11 protein-coding genes are annotated in these 17,615 nt (G+C 57.4%); 7 read left to right on the top strand and 4 right to left on the bottom strand.

Features of this window, described 5'->3' with window-relative positions; translation table 11 throughout:
• Positions 1–16: 16 nt before the first annotated feature.
• Positions 17–946 (top strand): hypothetical protein, encoded by a 930-nt coding sequence (locus GEV01_RS02750; protein WP_152801464.1) that lies wholly within the window; start codon positions 17–19, stop codon positions 944–946.
• A 28-nt stretch (positions 947–974) separates the two neighbouring features.
• On the opposite strand, the gene GEV01_RS02755 is transcribed toward GEV01_RS02750, so the two are convergent.
• On the bottom strand, positions 975–2,354 hold the full coding sequence (locus GEV01_RS02755) for a hypothetical protein (protein WP_152801465.1): 1,380 nt from the start codon (positions 2,352–2,354) through the stop codon (positions 975–977).
• Positions 2,355–2,437: 83 nt separating this feature from the next.
• The gene (locus GEV01_RS02760; protein WP_152801467.1) at positions 2,438–3,835 is read right to left on the bottom strand and encodes a hypothetical protein; all 1,398 of its coding nucleotides are present in this window, start codon (positions 3,833–3,835) and stop codon (positions 2,438–2,440) included.
• A gap of 365 nt (positions 3,836–4,200) precedes the next feature.
• Here GEV01_RS02760 and GEV01_RS02765 point away from each other — a divergent pair, with 365 nt between their 5' ends.
• The 6 genes from GEV01_RS02765 (at position 4,201) to GEV01_RS02790 (ending at position 12,252) form a co-directional block, all read left to right on the top strand.
• Positions 4,201–4,947: a fibronectin type III domain-containing protein gene (locus tag GEV01_RS02765; protein ID WP_152801469.1), complete on the top strand. Its 747-nt coding sequence runs from the start codon at positions 4,201–4,203 to the stop codon at positions 4,945–4,947.
• Positions 4,948–4,959: 12 nt separating this feature from the next.
• Complete coding sequence (locus GEV01_RS02770; protein WP_152801471.1) at positions 4,960–5,307, top strand: hypothetical protein; 348 nt, start codon at positions 4,960–4,962, stop codon at positions 5,305–5,307.
• Between the two features lie 429 nt (positions 5,308–5,736).
• Entirely contained in the window at positions 5,737–6,444 is a 708-nt protein-coding gene (locus GEV01_RS02775; protein ID WP_152801473.1) for a hypothetical protein, read from the top strand.
• A gap of 7 nt (positions 6,445–6,451) precedes the next feature.
• Positions 6,452–8,452 (top strand): hypothetical protein, encoded by a 2,001-nt coding sequence (locus tag GEV01_RS02780; RefSeq protein WP_152801475.1) that lies wholly within the window; start codon positions 6,452–6,454, stop codon positions 8,450–8,452.
• Positions 8,453–8,464: 12 nt separating this feature from the next.
• Entirely contained in the window at positions 8,465–9,481 is a 1,017-nt protein-coding gene (locus tag GEV01_RS02785) for an ATP-binding protein (RefSeq protein WP_152801478.1), read from the top strand.
• Positions 9,482–10,065: 584 nt separating this feature from the next.
• Positions 10,066–12,252, top strand: coding sequence for a hypothetical protein (locus GEV01_RS02790; protein WP_152801480.1), 2,187 nt, complete (start codon positions 10,066–10,068; stop codon positions 12,250–12,252).
• 926 nt (positions 12,253–13,178) lie between these two features.
• On the opposite strand, the gene GEV01_RS02795 is transcribed toward GEV01_RS02790, so the two are convergent.
• Together GEV01_RS02795 and GEV01_RS02800 are read right to left on the bottom strand one after the other, a co-directional pair.
• Entirely contained in the window at positions 13,179–14,387 is a 1,209-nt protein-coding gene (locus GEV01_RS02795) for an MFS transporter (protein WP_152801482.1), read from the bottom strand.
• Positions 14,388–14,415: 28 nt separating this feature from the next.
• Positions 14,416–17,613, bottom strand: coding sequence for an efflux RND transporter permease subunit (locus tag GEV01_RS02800; protein WP_152801484.1), 3,198 nt, complete (start codon positions 17,611–17,613; stop codon positions 14,416–14,418).
• Positions 17,614–17,615 lie beyond the last annotated feature (2 nt).

Here is a 17,615-nt window from a genome sequence, read left to right on the forward strand (position 1 = left end):
AATTTAGGGAAACGTTATGCGAATCTTTTCCATTTTGCTCTTTGCATTCCTGGCTGGCTGCGCTAGCACACCAAGTGTTACCTACCGAAAAATCACCGCCCAGACGCCAGCCGAGACGCTAAAAAAAGTTTCCGATTCTTACTATCTCAATGCGTCTGTTATTGTCATCACGCCAGTAGAAAGTAAAGACCCAAAAAAAGATCCCGCCGTAACTTACACAATATCGTCCGCGCCGCAGGAGTATCCGGAATTTAAAATAGGTATTGAAGCAACTAACAACTGGCTTAGCACTACAAACATAAACATCACCAAACCGGACAATACAGAGCGTGTTGGGACTATCGGCACTGAGACCAAGGAAAATGCCCGTGAAATGGTTAAAGCAGTAGGCGGCATCGTGGCTAAAATAGCCGCGTTTGCAGCGCTCCAACCAGACGGCGGTGCTTCGCAATCCTGTACCAAGGAGCTTTCTGAGCCGGTTACGCTCGATTTGAGTGCTGTACTGAAGGAAATTGGTTCTGGTGACGCCAGCAACCAGGCCTGGAGCAAGCCGGTTACATTTAAGTTCAAAAAAGATGATAACCAGAGCGCTTGCGTCGAAATTGAATTCGCGCCAATCCCACTGGATGCTAGAAAATCAGATACACATCCTTTCGACGAAAAAACTAGCGCGTACTACTATTCAGCGTGCAGAGCAGTAACAGTTAAAGTTACATATCCAAAAGGAAAAATATACCCACAAGGAAAAGTTTTTAGCAAGAATTTAAAAGTTGCTGATCCAAACTTCATCCAATCGGTTCACTTTCCCTACAAAGGTGGAATAACAATGCACTCAGAATGCGGCGTTTCGGTCAAGACGGACGGAACGCCAGATCCGTTGTATGGCATTGGTGTACTAGCGGAAGTCTTGGATCAAATCCAAGCCGTCAAGAAAAGCGAGAAATGAACTAATCCGGAAACGCGTCCTGGCAATGTCATGGAGGCGACATCGGCGGCAGCTGCGGCATCACGGTGGAAAGCCAGCAGAGCACCTGCAGGCCTTTCACCTCCAGGGTGTTCTGGTTCAGCGTCGAATCGCGGATATCGAAGTAGCCCAGCGCGGTTGCCTGGCCCAGGTTCTGCCGGTCTTCGTTCGACCAGTTGGCGGTGATCTTGAGATCGCGGATCACGATGAACGATGTCGGCAGCAAGGGGAACATGCCGGGGTTATCGGTGGCGGAGCCGTTCGAATATTCGCCCAGCTTGGTGCCGTACATATACCAGTTCTTCATCTTCAGCAGGGCAAGCTTGAACCAGCTGCGGTCGATGTTGACGCGGCAGTACTTGAACGAAATGCTGAAGTTGTCGCTGGTACCGGCTGGCTTCGTGGGCAACTCCTCGTTGATCAGGTTCGTCAGATGATAGCGGTTGGCCAGGTCGATCTTGCCGAGGTTGAGATCCTTCCTGGTGAGGTCCAGCGCCTGGACCTGGTTGACGAGCTTGTATCGGTTGTAAGAACTCTCCGGCACGACTTTATGGTCGAACAAGGTCTGCGCCTTCACGTTGACCAGGTTGGCGGCAAACACCGGCGTATTGATCAACGCAGCGCTGGCATGCAGGCCGCCCGCGAGGTGCGCCACGGCCGGCGTTGCCTTGATCGCAGCGGCGGCTTGCAGGTTCAGCGGCTTGTGGATCACGCTTAATGGCGCCGCCGGCTTGACCAGCGAGATCTGCTGCACCTTCGCCACCATCAGCTTCACTCCCGACTTGACTGAATCCGCTTTGACGGTGTCGTTGGGGCGCAGCTTCCATACGCCCCGGTTCACCAGCGATGGGCCGCCGGCCCTGACGAAACGCGAATCGGGCGCGGCAGGCTTGACCGCGCCCGATTGCATATTGAAGGTCGGCCAGAACTGCGCTGCGGCTTCGTCATACCAGTTGGAGGGCGTGGCGACGCAAGGGTAGTAGAACGCGTTGGGATCGCTCGAACTCCCCATCCGCGCCTGCAGGAATTCGTATTGCGAATCGCCGAACAGCTTGAACATCGGATTGGTGCCGACGTCGGCCGGACCGGCTCCGCTCGGGATGGCGCCGGTGACAAGAATCTCGTACAGATCGTCCACCTCCAGGCCGGAGTTCTGGAAGTAGGCCTTGGTGAGCGTCGGCGCGATGTTGGCGAGATGCGAGAAAGTCTCCTTGGCCACTTGCGGATCGTAAGGCCCGTTAGGCGCATTGGCCGGCTTGAAGTCTTGCGGAGACAGGGAGAACCCCGGCCACGCCATCTGCATGGCGATGGAGGGATTAGCGTCGGTGATGTTGAGCAGTTTGGACAGTTCGTCATACACCGCTCCGATGAAGTCGCCGGTATTGGACATGGGGCCTCCTTGCTCAACGCATCGTGTTTGGTTGGCGGCCCCGCAGGGAAGCCGCCGCTGCTGGTTTCAGTTTGTGCGCGCGGTCAGGCAGGTGGCGAGTAGGGCACCACTTGGCTGATAAAGCCGATGATCTGCACGCCCGGCACCGTGATGGTTCCCGCCGCCATGGCCGACGTGAACGTCTGGTTGGTACTCGAATGCGCGTAGCTGCCGGAGATGGAGAACGGCCCGATGCCGAAGCCGCCGCCACCGCTGGTCTTGGACGTCATCAAGTCCCAATCCGCCTTGGCCCAGTTGGCCGAAATCTTCAACTTGCGCACCACCACAAAGGAGGTGGGAATCAACGGCATCAGCTCGCCGTCCTGGTGGGCCTTGGTGCCGTTGGACAGCACACCTTTCTTGTACAGGTTGCCGAGATCCCAGCCCTTGGTGGACAGCAGGCTCGCTTCGAACCACGGACGCCGTATCGTCACCAGCGTGTACTCGAAGCTGATGCGCAGGCCGTTGGTTTCGGAGCTGGCATGCTGGTGCGAATCCGCATGGCCGGCCGAGCCGCCTATGCTGAACAAGCCCAGGCTGAAGCCGGCGGAGCCGCCATAGGACGTGTAGTCCGACGAGGAACTGTTCGCCACGCTGCTGGAGGCCGAATCGAAGGTGGTCCAGCCGCTGGATTTGCTGGAACTGCTGTACCAGTCAGACGGCAGCAGCGAAACGCGGTAGACCTTGGGCGACAGGCCGGTGCCGGTATCGTTGAGCACCACGCCATAGCCTTCGAACAAATCCTGCGCATGCTTCCATGCCAGCTGCAGCGCGTTCTGCACCGAGGTCGTCTTGATCGCCAGGTTCTGCTCGACCTTGCTGGCATCCTCGGCACGCCAGCGATCGTAGGACGTCTTCACCGGAATCTGCAGCGTGGACGCGACCATCGGCCAGGTGTTTTTGCCGGTGGCGGTTTTCTGCGCTTCCAGGAAGGCGCCGATGTAGGCGATGCGGGCGTTGTTGTAGGCCGCCTGGTTGTCCAGGTAGTCGCGATAGACCTGCGATTCGATTTTCTTCTGGGTGACGTCGCCGGTATCCGGATCGGTCACGGAGACCATGCGGAACAGATAGTTCTCGGCATCCTGCAGTTGCTTTTCAATGGCGGGGTTGGGCGGCTGGGCCGGAATGTGCACGCCATCGAGCATCTGCTTGTACATGCCGCTGATCTTGCGGGTGCTGTCGGTGTAGATGGTGGACATCTTCGGCGCGACATCCACCAGCTCGGTGGTGTTGATCGCGGCATCCTGGCTGCCGCCGCTGTTGCCGGGGGTCCAGGGATTGCGGAAGTCGGCGGAATTGATCGCCAGACCGGGTTTCATCATCGAAAGCACGGTGCTCGATGCTTGAAGAACAGGCTTGCCACCAGGCTCGGCCTGCGTGACGGAATTGAAGATATTGTCGAAGATTCCCTGGATGAGTTTTGAGACTTCTGCCTGTGTCATGTTAACGCTCCTTTTAGATGCAACAACAAGACTAGCCGTGTCCGCGCGCGTTCGCGTTGCCTGATGGCGGCGAAGGCAACGGCCTGGGGTCATTTCGAATTGGACCAGCTGGAATAAGGGTTGGTTCCAACTGAGGCGGCGCAGACGATCAGCGAAATGACGTGGTGGTCTGAACAATATAGTCGGCCAAAACTGCCAAACATACGCACTTTGTCACGGTGCGAAGCTATCAAATATTGACCTATGCTTGCGCGGCCTCAAACACCCGTCAATTGGGCCGGATTGCCGATGAATCAAAGACGGGACGCCAGGTCGAAGTTACGCATGTCGTCGTACTTTAACTCTTACAATTGGGAGGCCGGATCATGGACCAGTATCGTCTCCGCGCACTGAGCGGCGCTTGCAAACCCAAGCCAGCGCTCGTTCCTATCCTCATGCTTGCCGTGTTGAGCGGAGCAACCTGGGCAAACTGTCCCGACGACCGGCCGTGTTTCAATGGGACTTACCAGCAGGGCGATAAAGTAATCTTCGAATTCAATGGCATCACGGGGTGGGATTTTTATAACGTTCGCTATCGGGAGAAGGGCGGTGGCGAGCGGCAGGTGGAAAACCGCTCGGGTATTTTCACCATCAATAATGTGCTGCCGAATCGTGTCTATACGATCTCGGTCCAGGGGTGCAATTCCCGGACCCTGGCGCCTTCACAATGCACACCCTGGGTCTCGGAATCGCTCACCACCGTAGGCGCCTACGGCCCCGACACCTGCAGGCAAGGCTTTGTTTGGCGGGAAGCCAAACCTGGCGACCATGTATGCGTGTATCCTGGCATCAGGGACCGGGTCGCGGCTGAAAATGCGGTGGCCGGGGCCAGACGACAGTCCGGCGGAGGCCCATATGGTCCGAATACCTGCATCCAGGGATACGTCTGGCGCGAGGCGTTCCCCGGCGATACCGTGTGCGTGACGCCTGCCACTCGCGACGATGTGCGCGCCCAGAATGAGCGTGCGGCGGCGACAAGGCTCAACTCGAGCGCGCTCAAGAATCCCAACGCCAGCGGCACGACCAAGCAGCTCGCCGGCTCGGTGACATCCCAGTCGCGCAAGACTCCATAAGGCGGCGACCCCATGGCGCACTACATCCTGACGGGCGCCGGTTTCAGCCGCAACTGGGGCGGCTGGCTGGCGAACGAGGTGTTCGAGTATCTTTTGGGATGCCAGGAGGTCGCCGACTCGGCGCCTTTGCGCACGTTGCTTTGGCGCCATCAGCGCATCAACGGGTTCGAGTCGGCGCTGGCCGAAGTGCAGCGGGCCTATGTGCTCAATCCCAACGAACACCTTGATGCGCTGCGAGGTCTGCAGGCGGCTATCGAGCGCATGTTCAGCCATATGAACCAGCATTTATTCACTCGCGCGTGGGAGTTCCATCAGGATCGCGAGCGGTCGATCACCGGATTCCTGGCGGCATCTACCTGACTTTGCGATACGGCTATCCGATGAGAACCTTTTTGTCCGAAAGCGCCCGGGACGCGTTGGCGGTGTCCACGGCCGCAATCTATATCGCGGCCCAAGCCGTCGCCCTCGGCGTTTGTGGCCTGATGGCGCTCAATAGTCGCCTGATCCTCAAACTCGACCTCAACACCCGCCAAGCAGTACGCCGACATAACTTAAGGGTCCCTCTCGCATCCACCGTTCTCTCTAGTGTGTTCAAATTCGCACCGTGTTAATGTCGTTCGACTGCGACATGATTTTGCGCCTTTTCAGGCTTGCGACATCATTAGTTAACTTCACGGGAAAACAAGCAAAAATACCACCGGCTCACCCTTGCAATAACATTATCCTTGTCTATGCTGAGGCTTAGACTGCGCGTCGACTTATGCCGCGCCAATTCATTATGGCAAGGTTATGGCGACGACATTGAGGAACTCACGTGGGCCACGGCTCGGTACGCAATTTCGCGGCAAACTCGCTGCGGCATACGGGCAGCGTGGTGTTGGCCCCAACAGTCTCTGGTACGTCTACAGCCCACGCAGCCAGACTGACTGGGTGCTTCGAAGTGATCTCGAATGGGACCACTTCGTACTGGTTGAGTCGGACCCCACCATAGTTTCCTGCAGCTATGAGCCCGCCAAGCAGAACCTCTCTCTAGACGGGAAGATGATTGATATCCCCGTGGACGCGATCATTACTTACAGTGACGGCAGCGTGGAATGGCGCCGGGTACGTTTCGGCCGCGGCGAAAGTGATGAGCAATCTCCTGCAATGCACCAGTTGAACGAACGCATCGCCGCAGCGAAGTTTGCGGGCGTAGCTTATAGATTGTGGACAGAGGAATCCATTCGCCGCAATGCCATCCGGCTCGCCAACTGGCGCAGAGCAATTGCCTGGATGGCCGCAGCCCGGGACCGTTCCCTGGCTGCTTATCAGGACGAACTTCGACAGGCTCTACGATCCGAAAGTTCGCTGAGGCTGGGGCAAATCGAGTCCATGTTCGGTGAGGCTTCGTTCGGGTTGTACGCCGCTGCAGCATTTGGCGAGCTCCAGCGCGGTGTCTACGTCTCCAACCTCGACGAAATGCCGCTGTCGCTGCATACCGTCATCCAGTTGCGGTGAGGCATCTATGAACAGGGAATGGACAGCGAAAACGCTGCCGCCAGAGCTGGCTGACACCTCGCAATGGCGCGCAGTCGATGATGACGCGCTCGGTGAGACTGACAGGATGCGCTTCCTGAAGTATCGAGCTGCCATTGAGGCTTACCTTCGGACCGGAAAACTCGCGGCCGTTTCGATGGAGCTTGGCCTACCAAGGAACTGCATCATTCGACAAATGAACCGCTGTGTCACTTTGGCCAGGGATGGCAAACCTTATGGCTGGGCAGCGTTGATAACCGGCCAAAGGATAGGCAGTTACGAGCGCAAAGCGGATCTGCCAGTTGGGCGTCATGAAACCGGTGGCGCGCGGGCAGGTGCGTTCTTGGCGTTTCTGCTTGCTCACCCGGAGATCAAGCAGAAAATTGATAATCTCATTCTCAAGCGAACTGCCAGAGGAGTAGTGCATGAAGCGCGCATCACGTTGAAAAACATTCACGCGGCGTTTATTGCCAATTGCGAGCAGGCTGGCATCACCGGACGGCAGTATCCGTTAAATAGCAAAACACGCGCGCGCCGGTCAGTTGAGCGATATGCATCAGCCGTTCTTCAAAGCGAATCCGAGGAGGCTTGCCGCGCGCGCTTTGGCGCCGTCGCGCGATCGCATCTCAATGTCGGTAGCGGTCGGCAATCCAGCCAGATGGCCTCTGCACCCTATGACGTGGTCGGTATCGATCCACATAAAATCGACTGCATTGGGTCGGTGCGTATTGCCGGCCCCAAGGGACCACAGCGCGTAGCCATTGAACGGCTGTGGATTGTGCCAGCTGTGGACGACCACTCGCGCGCCATCCTCGGTTATAGCGTCGGCATTCGCACAGAATGCTCGGCCGGCACAATCGAGCAATGCATTATCTCGGCAATGTCGGCATGGCAGCCGCGCACCTTAAAGGTCCCGAAGATGGTCTACGCTCCGGGTGCCGGCTTGCCGTCAGGGCGTTTCCCAAAGCTCATAGGCCGCGCATGGGCAGCAATGATGGTCGACAATGCTGCCGTGCATTATTCGCGTGCGATTGCGGAGCGGGCGAGGCGCCGTCTCGGCTGTGCAGTCAACTATGGCCCAGTAGGTCATTGGGAGCACCGTGCGGCACTGGAGCGGGTAATGCGCACTCTTGAAGCCTATGGCTTTCAGCGTCTACCGTCGACGATGGGCTCAGGCCCCCTAGACCCCGCAAAGGATGATCCCGTGCGCAAGGCAGTAGGGCTGGGTATCGATTGGGAAGTCCTACTCGATGTGATCGATGTAGTCATCGCCAACTACAATACTACGCCCAATGAGGCCCTGGGCAACCGGTCGCCGCTTAGCTTACTGCATGATTATGTTGAGGCCGGTTCGCTGGAGTTTCTGCCACGGCGCTTGCCGCCACCAGTTGCTACCGTAGCCGAACTGGGCATCACAATCGAGACGAAAATCGTACGTGGGAAACTGCAGGAGGGTAGGCGGCCCTATATCGAGATTGACCGGGTGCGCTATACCAGCTCTATATTGTCCAACTGCTTCGGCCTGCTCGGCAAGAAATTACGGGTGCACATCCGGGAATCGAATATGTGTAGCGTGACCGCCTATCACGAATCGGGGGAAATGTTAGGGATTCTGCATGCACAGGGCGCTTGGGGGCAAACGATACACACCAGGGAAATGCGCAAACACATCAATGCTTTACGGGACAGCGGTGATCTAGTGGTAGGTTATCAAGACAACCCTATCGTCGCTCTTCTCCAATACCTCGGTTCCCAGGCGCACAAGGACGCCGAGAAGAAGCCAATGAAGATCTCGCGCAATGCTACCAAACTGGCGCACGCCGCCGAGGCCTCCGGCCTGCCGGTTGTGCCCCAGGCTGCTAGTGATGCTGCCCAGACCTCTGCAACACCGCCGATTCTCACTGTCGTACCCATAGTTGCATCATCACCGGGGACCAGTACCCTTTCCACACTGGTCAAGCCCCCTCAATGGAAAACCGTGATCCGATAACTTGGAGGATTTATGTTGAAGAGTGATGAGCCTGCAGAAGCAACACCTGTTCCCGAAGTGCCAATGATGGAAGTAGACGTTGATGATGTTCGCTACCATCCGGTGGTGCGTAGCCAGATTCGATTGCCCACGCCCGCCATCCGGATGGCCTTTGATGTCCTGGCCAACACTGCGCTGCAGAGGGCTCCGGGCTGCTGCTTTCATGCCCATCCACGCTTTGGAAAAACTTCTGCCATCGAAGTACTGATGCAGCAGTTGTCTTACACATTTCCCGAAATGCCAATGTATTCCATCAGTGCGGTATGGCATCCACGCTTCTCTGAACTGGTCTACATGGGCGAATTGCTGGCGGGCTGCTCCCACGTAATGTCGGCGGCTGGCAAATTCGAAGCACGCCGTACACGCCTGCTAAATTTTCTCTGGAGTCAGGCAAAAGCGCGTGGAAGCGACCGTATCTTTATGTTTATCGATGAGGCCCAGAACTGGCATGAGCCACAGCTCACCATGCTGCGGGACATTGCAAACGACCTAGCCTTGCACCACGGCGTCAAACTCATAGCAGCCTTGTTTGGGGCGCCGGAGCTGGCAGCGCTGCGTACCAGCCTCATCCAGACAGGGAGAACAGATCTGATCGGCCGCTTCATGATACAGCTCTACGATTTTAGAGGCATTACTAGCCTGCATGAGCTGGCGACGACCATGGCCTATTACGACAATGCCGAAGTGTCTGAATACCCGGAAGCGAGCGGTAAGTGCTATAGCCAATACCTGTTACCTCAAGCATACGCCAGCGGCTGGCGTCTGGAGTACGAAGCGGCCCGACTGTGGGATCAGTTCCGCCAAGCCGCCCAAGCGAGTGGCGGACTCAATCAAGTCGGAATGCTGTGGGTAGCCGACAGTATTCGGCAGTTCTTCCTTGAACAGATCGAATTTGACCGTCCTGACTTAACCGGCTCAATCTCCAGCTGGACCAATGCGGTGGCGCTGTCAGGATTCAGGGACTCTCTTGGCGTTACCTATCATTCATGACCATGTGCCCGCCATCTGCCATGGCTCCGGTTGAGGGAGTCGCCTGGCTTACCGACTGGGAGCTTCCGTTCGAGGGCGGGTTCACTTTGTTGTCTAAGTTCGCATGGGCAAACGGTCTCGATGGCAGTCAGTTGTGTAGCACGATATTCGGACGAAAACTGCTCAATTCGGACAATGTTGGCCGCCACGGCCGATCTATGCTCGACGTCGGCTGGGCGGCCGGGGACAACCGTGGTATTCCGTACTTGCGAGATAAGGCTGTGCAAGGTGCGTTGGTTAGCAGGGCAGGGAGGTGGACGCGCTATATCGCGGCTGATAGCCTGTTCCGGTACTGCCCAAGCTGCCTTGCACACGGGTACCAAAGTGCCTTGTACCAGATCCAGGGCATGCTTTCGTGCCCGATCCACTGCGAGCCCTTGAAAACGGCGTGTTCACAGTGCGGCGCGCACGGCGTGAGATACGCGGTGACCGAAGCCGGATTTGCGGCAGCCTTCCATTGTCCGAGTTGCATGGCGCCACTCGCTGGGACCTTTAACCCAGCTAGGTGGTGTGATCCGGCTTTCAGGCATGCCGTCTACACTCACTTGAATCCCATCGCCAATTGGCTAATGCAGCTTTCCCGTTCGACGCTCAAATGGGCGGGCTGGGACGACTGGCACTTTCCATTACGCTGGCATTGTAGCGAGGAACTGCGCCGTATTACATCGCTCGACGTGCTGCTGAAAGCTTTCCCCGCGCCGCAGGAGGTTCAGGTGCTGTGCAGGCATCGCCAAGCCCCGCTAGTTTATTCCGGCGCGTTGAAAAAACTGCCTGAGTTCTCCATGCTACGGCGCGATGTACTGGCGCAGGATCAGGACTACGGGCGTGTCGCGGTGTATAAATCCGTGCGCCGGCATATTGCTCGCCATTTGCGTGGCTGCGCACGTGTAACAATACCGCATCTGCCGGATGAGATTGGAGTTTCGCAGGGCAATGAGACGATGTACTTATCTGCCGATGACTGCCCTAGATTTCAGGCTTTTTTACTCTGGCGGTTCCATTTTGAGGCTGTGCAACACGATCCGCACAGGCTGGTACTACGCCCTTCGGTCCTGCAGTGGCCCTCAGGCGCGATAATCGATGATGCGGGCTGGGCTGCCTATTGTCTCGCAAGCTCTTACGCCGCAGTTGCCGCCTTTGATGCATGGCGCAGACAGGCGAGAACCTTGTGCGATGCAGACATTCATGGCAAGGACCGTGACAATGCGCGCGCGCTCCATACGCAGTTTGCGCCGCTGCTAACGCCCTCGATACTAGCCACATTTCCAGCGGTGAGCAATCTGACCTACACCGATGCGCAGATGCACCCGCGAATTCTAGTTGTTTGCCCGGCCGATATGTTCATGATGGCGCCTGAAAGGAATGAGAGAGGTCTGTGGTGCGAATGCAAAAGCGCCAGCGTAGCAGGTGGCACGTGCGCGGAACACAAGCCTTCAATACCCACGCTGCCAAGCTCCGCAGCCGAAGTCTTTTTGCCAAGCGATATTAGCCACGTAAATCTGGCCTATTTTGTACCGATGAATCGGATGCAGCTACCGCCGGCTTTGGATGGTTCAATATGGAAAGCCGAGCGGGACAAGCGACATTGCTGGTTAGTCGCACAAAATGATCTGGAGGCGATTTTTCTCTGGCTCGATGCCTGCGATAGGCCCGCTACACGCACAGCGTATGCCCAACAAGTTGAGAAGGCGCTGATATGGTGTGTGGCGCAGCGCGGGATTGCTCTGTCAGAGATGTCGGTCGACGATGTGAATTCGTTCACCGATTTCTTGGCCAATCCCACGCCTCGTGATGTCTGGCTGCCATTGCATACGAATGGTGCCCCGCAGCGCTGGAGCCCATTTCGCAAGGCCCCGTCAAGCAGCACACAAGACCTAACCTTCCGCGTGCTGTCGAACTTGTTCCAACACTGGCACAGTAACGGTTTCATCTTGAGCAATCCATGGACAAGCAGCAAGCGGGCTATCCAAAAGGTTCAGGAGCGTACTGCCGGGGTTCCGCCGCCGGCAAAGCGAAACACATTGATCACCTTAGACGAATGGGGCTACTTGACCGACGCTGTAGGGACACAAATGGAAAACTTGGCTCATCGCCTGCTTCTGGCGCTTGCGTACTACGCGGCTTTGAGCCCCACGGAAATTGGCGCAATAAGGCTACAAGATCTGAAGCGGGTACCGTCCACCCGACTTGGCATTGATACGTGGAGCATTGATATCCCGACACGCAATGCGCAGCGTCGAAGAGTTTTCCTCCTGCCCCAGATTACTATACTGTTAAATAAAATCGTACCGGCGAACATACGGGAATTCGAGCGGGTAATGCAGGCTAATCCCGATGTACACCTGACGGATATCTTTGACCCGCCACCATGTCCAAGACGTACAGATCTGGCTACGCCACCTTCGGGCATTGCACTGTCGAACTGGATGAAACCCGTTTTTAACAAGGCAGCTGAACGTGCAGCAAGCTCCGGGGATGCAATAGCCGCACAACGCTTAGCGCATGCAACTCTATCGTGGCTCACCAATGCCTTAGAGAAGCAGGGGGAGATAAACGGAAAAACGGGTTGCGATTTTTGGCTTACGTTGGGAACATGTAAACTTTGCCCACGTTCGCTTCTGGATTATTTGCCGGATAGGCTTAACCTGAAACCGGCGGAGGTTGAGGGAGTGATGGCTGCGGTGCTGAAAGCTCTGGACCGCGACCCCATCGGCAGGATGACAAGAGCATAGAGCAATGTTGGGCGGAAATTTCCAACGTTGGAAATTTCGAGGCGCGCTGAGGGGACTTGCGAAATGATTTTTGAGGTATTCTTTCACAGACTACGGAAGGAGAGGACCATTGCCCAATGAGCACGATAAGCTAGATAAATTCAAGCTGCTTGTGGCCACTGAAATTCTAGCCAAATTTGGCCTTCGAACTATCCGGGCGCACAGTCTTGCCAACCTAGACCGGTGGAATTCGAACGACGTATGGTGTACTGCCCATGACGAATGGCGAGCGCTCATGAAATCGGGCTCAGATCAAGCAGTAACTAACGCCATGACCGACCTCGAGCAAAAATCGAATCGCCTGAGGCAGTCCCCTCCATATGTCGGGTTACTCAGCCAAGAAAGGCGCCGCGAGCTGCTTATTGAAGCAGGGCTTTCACCCGCGCCACGCGAGACAATAGAAAAGGCTGCGACCCTGCTTGCTGAAGGAAAGCTTTAGATTGAAAGGGTTATAGTGGGTCGGCCGGGATTCGTGTAAAAAAACTCAAATCTCGTCGTAACCATTTGATTTACTGAAGAATTCTAGTCTTATAAATCATTGGTGGCACCTTTCTTTCCAGGTCCAATGTATAGTCACCGTACCAGTTGATGTGCTCCGCCCGATACGGCGCCAAGCAGGCCAAAACCTCCTCATCGATCGGGAACTCTTCCCTCTGCATTGTTCGTTTGCTCGCAGAAATGACCCACTCGGTTTGACCCATCTTCCACCGTCTGGCAAACGCAGCCACATGATCATGCCAGAACAGATGATACGAATACAGTTCAAATTTGACCCATCGAAGGTTATGTCTGACCCTCGGTAGGTCAAAAAAATGACGATGACGGTCGAGGCGAGGCAAGTTAGCCGACGTCAAAAATTCACGCCGGCTCGCAATGGTGGATGCTCGTTACTTGACTTGCTTCGACTTTGACCGATGTGGATACACCGACAGCCCGATCAGCGCTACGACACAAAAGCCGGCGCCGGCACGGAACGTCCAGGCAGCCCCAACGCTATCCCATAGCAGTCCTGCCACGATACTGGCGATCAGCATTGCGATACCGCTCACCAAGTTGAAAAAGCCATAGGCCGTGCCACGCAGATCTGCAGGTGCCGTGTCCGCAACCATCGTCGCCAGCAGTCCCTGCGTAATACCCATGTGAATACCCCAAAGCGCGACGCCCGGAAGCACGACCGCCCAATGATCGGTCAGGGCCAGCACCAGATCGGCGGCGATCAGCACGATCAGCCCGATCGCCAGCAGGAAGGTATGACTCATGCGGCCTGAGAGTTTTCCAAACGGATATGCGGAGACGGAATAGACCACGTTCATCGCCACCATGACCAGCGGCACCAGCGCGACAGGCACGCCGCCTTGCTGGGCACGTAGGACCAGAAACGCTTCGCTGAAGCGGGCCATCGTGAACACCGCGCCGATTGCGACCACCCACCAGTATGCACTGCCGAGGCGTTTCAGGTTTTCCCTGCGAATGGGGTTGGTACGTTTGGCCGTATGGTGCCGCTCTGGCTCGCGTACCCCCAAGAAAAGCAAAGCCACTGCCAGCATGCCAGGAACGACCGCCACCCAAAACACTTTCCTGAAATCGTTGGCCCATAGCAGCATCAGTCCGACCGCAAGCAGTGGGCCGAGGAACGCGCCGACTGTGTCGAGGGACTGGCGCAGGCCAAAGGCGGCGCCCCGTAAGTGTGGCGGAGCGATATCAGCGACCAGCGCGTCGCGCGGCGCTCCCCTGATGCCTTTGCCAACCCGATCGAGCAGCCTGGCGGATAGCACCATGCCGCTCGTGCTGGCGATGGAAAACAGCGGCTTGGTCAGCGCCCCCAGAGCGTAACCAAGCACCGCCAGCCCTTTACGCCTGCCGAGATAGTCGCTCAACGTGCCTGAAAACACCTTGACGATCAGCGCGGTGGATTCCGCCATGCCTTCAATGACGCCCACAGTGAGGACGCTGGTCCCCAGCGTTCCCACCATGAACATCGGCAGCAAGCTATGGACCATTTCGGAGGAAATATCCATCAGCATGCTGACAAAGCCCAGCACCCAGACGCCGGCCGGGATCTGGTTCAATATTCCGCCGGTTGCTTTTATGCCCATCGCGCTTCCTATTGATGATTGTGCGGGGTCATGCGCTTGCAGGACCGTCGGAATCGACGACCGACCTCTGCGCGGTCGACACGGAATCGAATTCGTCCTCATTTGCGCCGTGGAACAGACGATACAGCAACGGTAGCACGAGCAACGTCAACGCCGTCGACGACAGGATACCGCCAATGACCACGGTGGCCAGCGGCCGCTGCACTTCGGCCCCGGTACCCGTCGCGATCGCCATCGGGATAAAACCAAGGGAAGCGACCAGCGCTGTCATCAGGACGGGACGCAGCCGTGCGATGGCGCCTTCCTCGACGGCGGTGTCGAGGTCGGTGCCACCTTCACGTAGCGATCGGATGAACGCGACCATGACCAGCCCGTTCAGCACCGCGACACCGGATAAGGCGATGAAACCAACCGCTGCCGAAATTGAGATCGGGATGCCGCGCGCCCACAAGGCGATGACGCCGCCGGTCAAGGCAAACGGAATTCCGCTAAACACCAGCAGGCCGTCGGTCAGGTTGCCGAACATCAGATAGAGCAGCGCCAACACCAGCAGCAAAGCGACCGGCACGATGATTTTGATCGTGCCGAGAGCTGACTGCAATTGCTCAAATTGTCCACCCCAGCGCAGCCAGTAGCCGGCGGGTAGCGCCACCTGCCGATCGATGGCCTGCTGCGATTCGGACACAAACGAGCCGATATCACGGCCCCGCACGTTGGCGCTGACCACCACCAGCCGCTTGCCGTCCTCGCGGCTGATCTGATTCGGACCCGGCGTGAGGTTCAGTGTCGCCACCGCCGCGAGTGGCACAAAGCTATTTTTTCCATCCGGTGCTGCAGTTTTTGGCAACGCCACCGGCAGGCGGCGCAGCGCATCCAGGTCGCTGCGAACCTGTTCGGGCAACCTGACCACCAGATTGAACCGTCGGTCTCCCTGGAAGACAATACCAGCCGACTTGCCGTTGACGGCGGTGGCGACGGTTTCCTGGACATCGGCGAGGCTGATGCCGTAGCCGGCGATCTTGTCTCGGTCAATGTCGATGGTCAGCATGGGAAGCCCGGCCGTTTGTTCGACCTTCACGTCAGCTGCGCCAGCCGTCTTCTCAAGAATGGCCGCCACCTTGGCCGCGACATCGTTCAGGACCGTCATGTCATCGCCGAAGACCTTGACGGCCACGTCGCTGCGCACACCGGAGATCAATTCGTTGAAACGCAACTGGATCGGTTGAGAGAACTCGTAGTTGCTGCCGGGGATTTTCTCAACAGCGGACTGCATCGCCGCCAGCAACTCCGGTCTGGAGCGTCGCGGAGTCGGCCATTGAGCCTCTGGCTTGAGCATGATGTAACCGTCAGAGATATTCGGGCCTTGGGCGTCAGTTGCAACTTCCGCTGTTCCCAGGCGGGTAAACACACGTTCAATTTCAGGGAAGCCCTGTTTTAGGGTGTGCTCGACCTGCTGCTGCATCAGCACCGCCTGTGTCAGGCTTGTTCCGGGGATGCGTAGGGCCAGGATCGCGAAGTCGCCTTCGTTCAGACTCGGAATGAATTCGCTACCCAGCCGCGTAGAAAGCAGACCGCATAGCACGACGACGATTGCCACGCCTGTGAGCACGACCGGCTTGTTGCGCATGCTCTTGCCCAGCAGGGGGACGTAGGCACGCCGCGCTACGCCCATCAAGCGGTTTTCGGACTCGCTGACTTTGCTGCCGATAAACAACGCAACCGCTGCGGGAATGAAGGTGATCGACAGGACCATCGCCGCCACGAGAGCGATGACCACCGTGAACGCCATCGGATGAAACATTTTTCCCTCCACGCCGGTAAGTGCGAAGATGGGAAAATACACGACGATGATGATCATTTGCCCGAACAGCAGAGGCCGCTTCGCCTCATTCGATGCGCGGAACACTTCATGTAGTCGCTCGCTTCGACTCAATGGCCGGCCCTTCACCGCTTGGGCATGGGCTAGGCGCCGAACGCAATTTTCCACGATGACGACAGCGCCGTCGATGATGATGCCGAAGTCGAGCGCACCAAGGCTGAGCAGATTGGCACTGATCTTGTAAGTGACCATGCCGGTGAAGGTGAACAGCATCGCCAACGGAATCACGAGCGCCGTGATCAACGCCGCGCGCAGATTGCCCAGAAACAGGAACAAGACTGCAATCACCAGCACCGCGCCTTCCAACAGGTTCTGCTTGACCGTGTGAATCGCCTTGTCGACCAGCACGGTGCGGTCATACACAGGCTCGGCGCGCACGCCCCGAGGCAACGTGCGGTTGATCTGCGCCAGCTTAGCATCGACGGCCTGGGACACAGCGCGGCTGTTTTCACCGATGAGCATGAACACGGTGCCAAGCACCACTTCCTCGCCGTTTTCCGTCGCTGCCCCGTTACGGAGCTCGCGGCCGAGGCTGACGCTGCCAACATCGCGCATGCGAACCGTTACGCCTTGAATATTGGTCAGCGCGATGTTGCCGATGTCCGACAGCGACAACACCTGTCCGGGCAGCCGGAGTAAAAGCTGCTCGCCCAGCTTCTCGATATATCCGGCACCCATGTTGCCGTTGTTGCGCTCCAGCGCGCTGACCACATCCTGCAAGCTCAAACCATAGGCGGCCAGCTTCTCGGGCGACGGTGCCACCTCATACTCCTTGGTATAGCCGCCGATCGAATTGACCTCCGTCACCCCCGTCACATTGCGCAATTGCGGCTTAATGACCCAGTCCTGGATCTCCCTCAAGTCCATCGACGAGTAAGCGGTGCCGTCGACCTTCCTGGCCTTGGCATCGGCCTTGACCGTCCATAGATAAATCTCTCCCAAACCGGTAGAGATCGGTCCCAGCGTCGGGCTGACATTGGGTGGCAGGCTGTCTTTTGCCTCCTGGATGCGCTGGTTGACGAGTTGCCGTGCAAAGTAGATGTCGGTCCCCTCCTTGAAGATGATGGTGACCTGGGACAATCCATAGCGCGACATCGAGCGCGTCTGCTCCAGCTGCGGCAGCCCGGCCATGGCTGTCTCTATCGGGTAGGTAATGCGCTGCTCGGTCTCCAGGGGCGAGTAACCCGGCACCGCGGTGTTGACCTGCACCTGAACATTGGTGATGTCGGGAACGGCGTCGATCGGCAATTTTTGATAGCTGTAGATGCCTAGTCCCGCCGTGCCCAGGACCGCGAGCAGGACCAGCCAGCGCAGCTCGACGGCGATGCGTATGATGCGTTCAAACATGA

Source organism: Rugamonas rivuli, assembly GCF_009380165.1.
In the GTDB taxonomy this organism is placed as follows: domain Bacteria; phylum Pseudomonadota; class Gammaproteobacteria; order Burkholderiales; family Burkholderiaceae_D; genus Rugamonas; species Rugamonas rivuli.

What these genes read in the sequence shown, in the direction of transcription:
- GEV01_RS02750 (WP_152801464.1), top strand. Translation starts at nt 17, where the DNA reads ATGCGAATCTTTTCCATTTTGCTCTTTGCATTCCTGGCTGGCTGCGCT.
- GEV01_RS02755 (WP_152801465.1), bottom strand. Translation starts at nt 2,354, where the DNA reads ATGTCCAATACCGGCGACTTCATCGGAGCGGTGTATGACGAACTGTCC.
- GEV01_RS02760 (WP_152801467.1), bottom strand. Translation starts at nt 3,835, where the DNA reads ATGACACAGGCAGAAGTCTCAAAACTCATCCAGGGAATCTTCGACAAT.
- GEV01_RS02765 (WP_152801469.1), top strand. Translation starts at nt 4,201, where the DNA reads ATGGACCAGTATCGTCTCCGCGCACTGAGCGGCGCTTGCAAACCCAAG.
- GEV01_RS02770 (WP_152801471.1), top strand. Translation starts at nt 4,960, where the DNA reads ATGGCGCACTACATCCTGACGGGCGCCGGTTTCAGCCGCAACTGGGGC.
- GEV01_RS02775 (WP_152801473.1), top strand. Translation starts at nt 5,737, where the DNA reads ATGGCGACGACATTGAGGAACTCACGTGGGCCACGGCTCGGTACGCAA.
- GEV01_RS02780 (WP_152801475.1), top strand. Translation starts at nt 6,452, where the DNA reads ATGAACAGGGAATGGACAGCGAAAACGCTGCCGCCAGAGCTGGCTGAC.
- GEV01_RS02785 (WP_152801478.1), top strand. Translation starts at nt 8,465, where the DNA reads ATGTTGAAGAGTGATGAGCCTGCAGAAGCAACACCTGTTCCCGAAGTG.
- GEV01_RS02795 (WP_152801482.1), bottom strand. Translation starts at nt 14,387, where the DNA reads ATGGGCATAAAAGCAACCGGCGGAATATTGAACCAGATCCCGGCCGGC.
- GEV01_RS02800 (WP_152801484.1), bottom strand. Translation starts at nt 17,613, where the DNA reads ATGTTTGAACGCATCATACGCATCGCCGTCGAGCTGCGCTGGCTGGTC.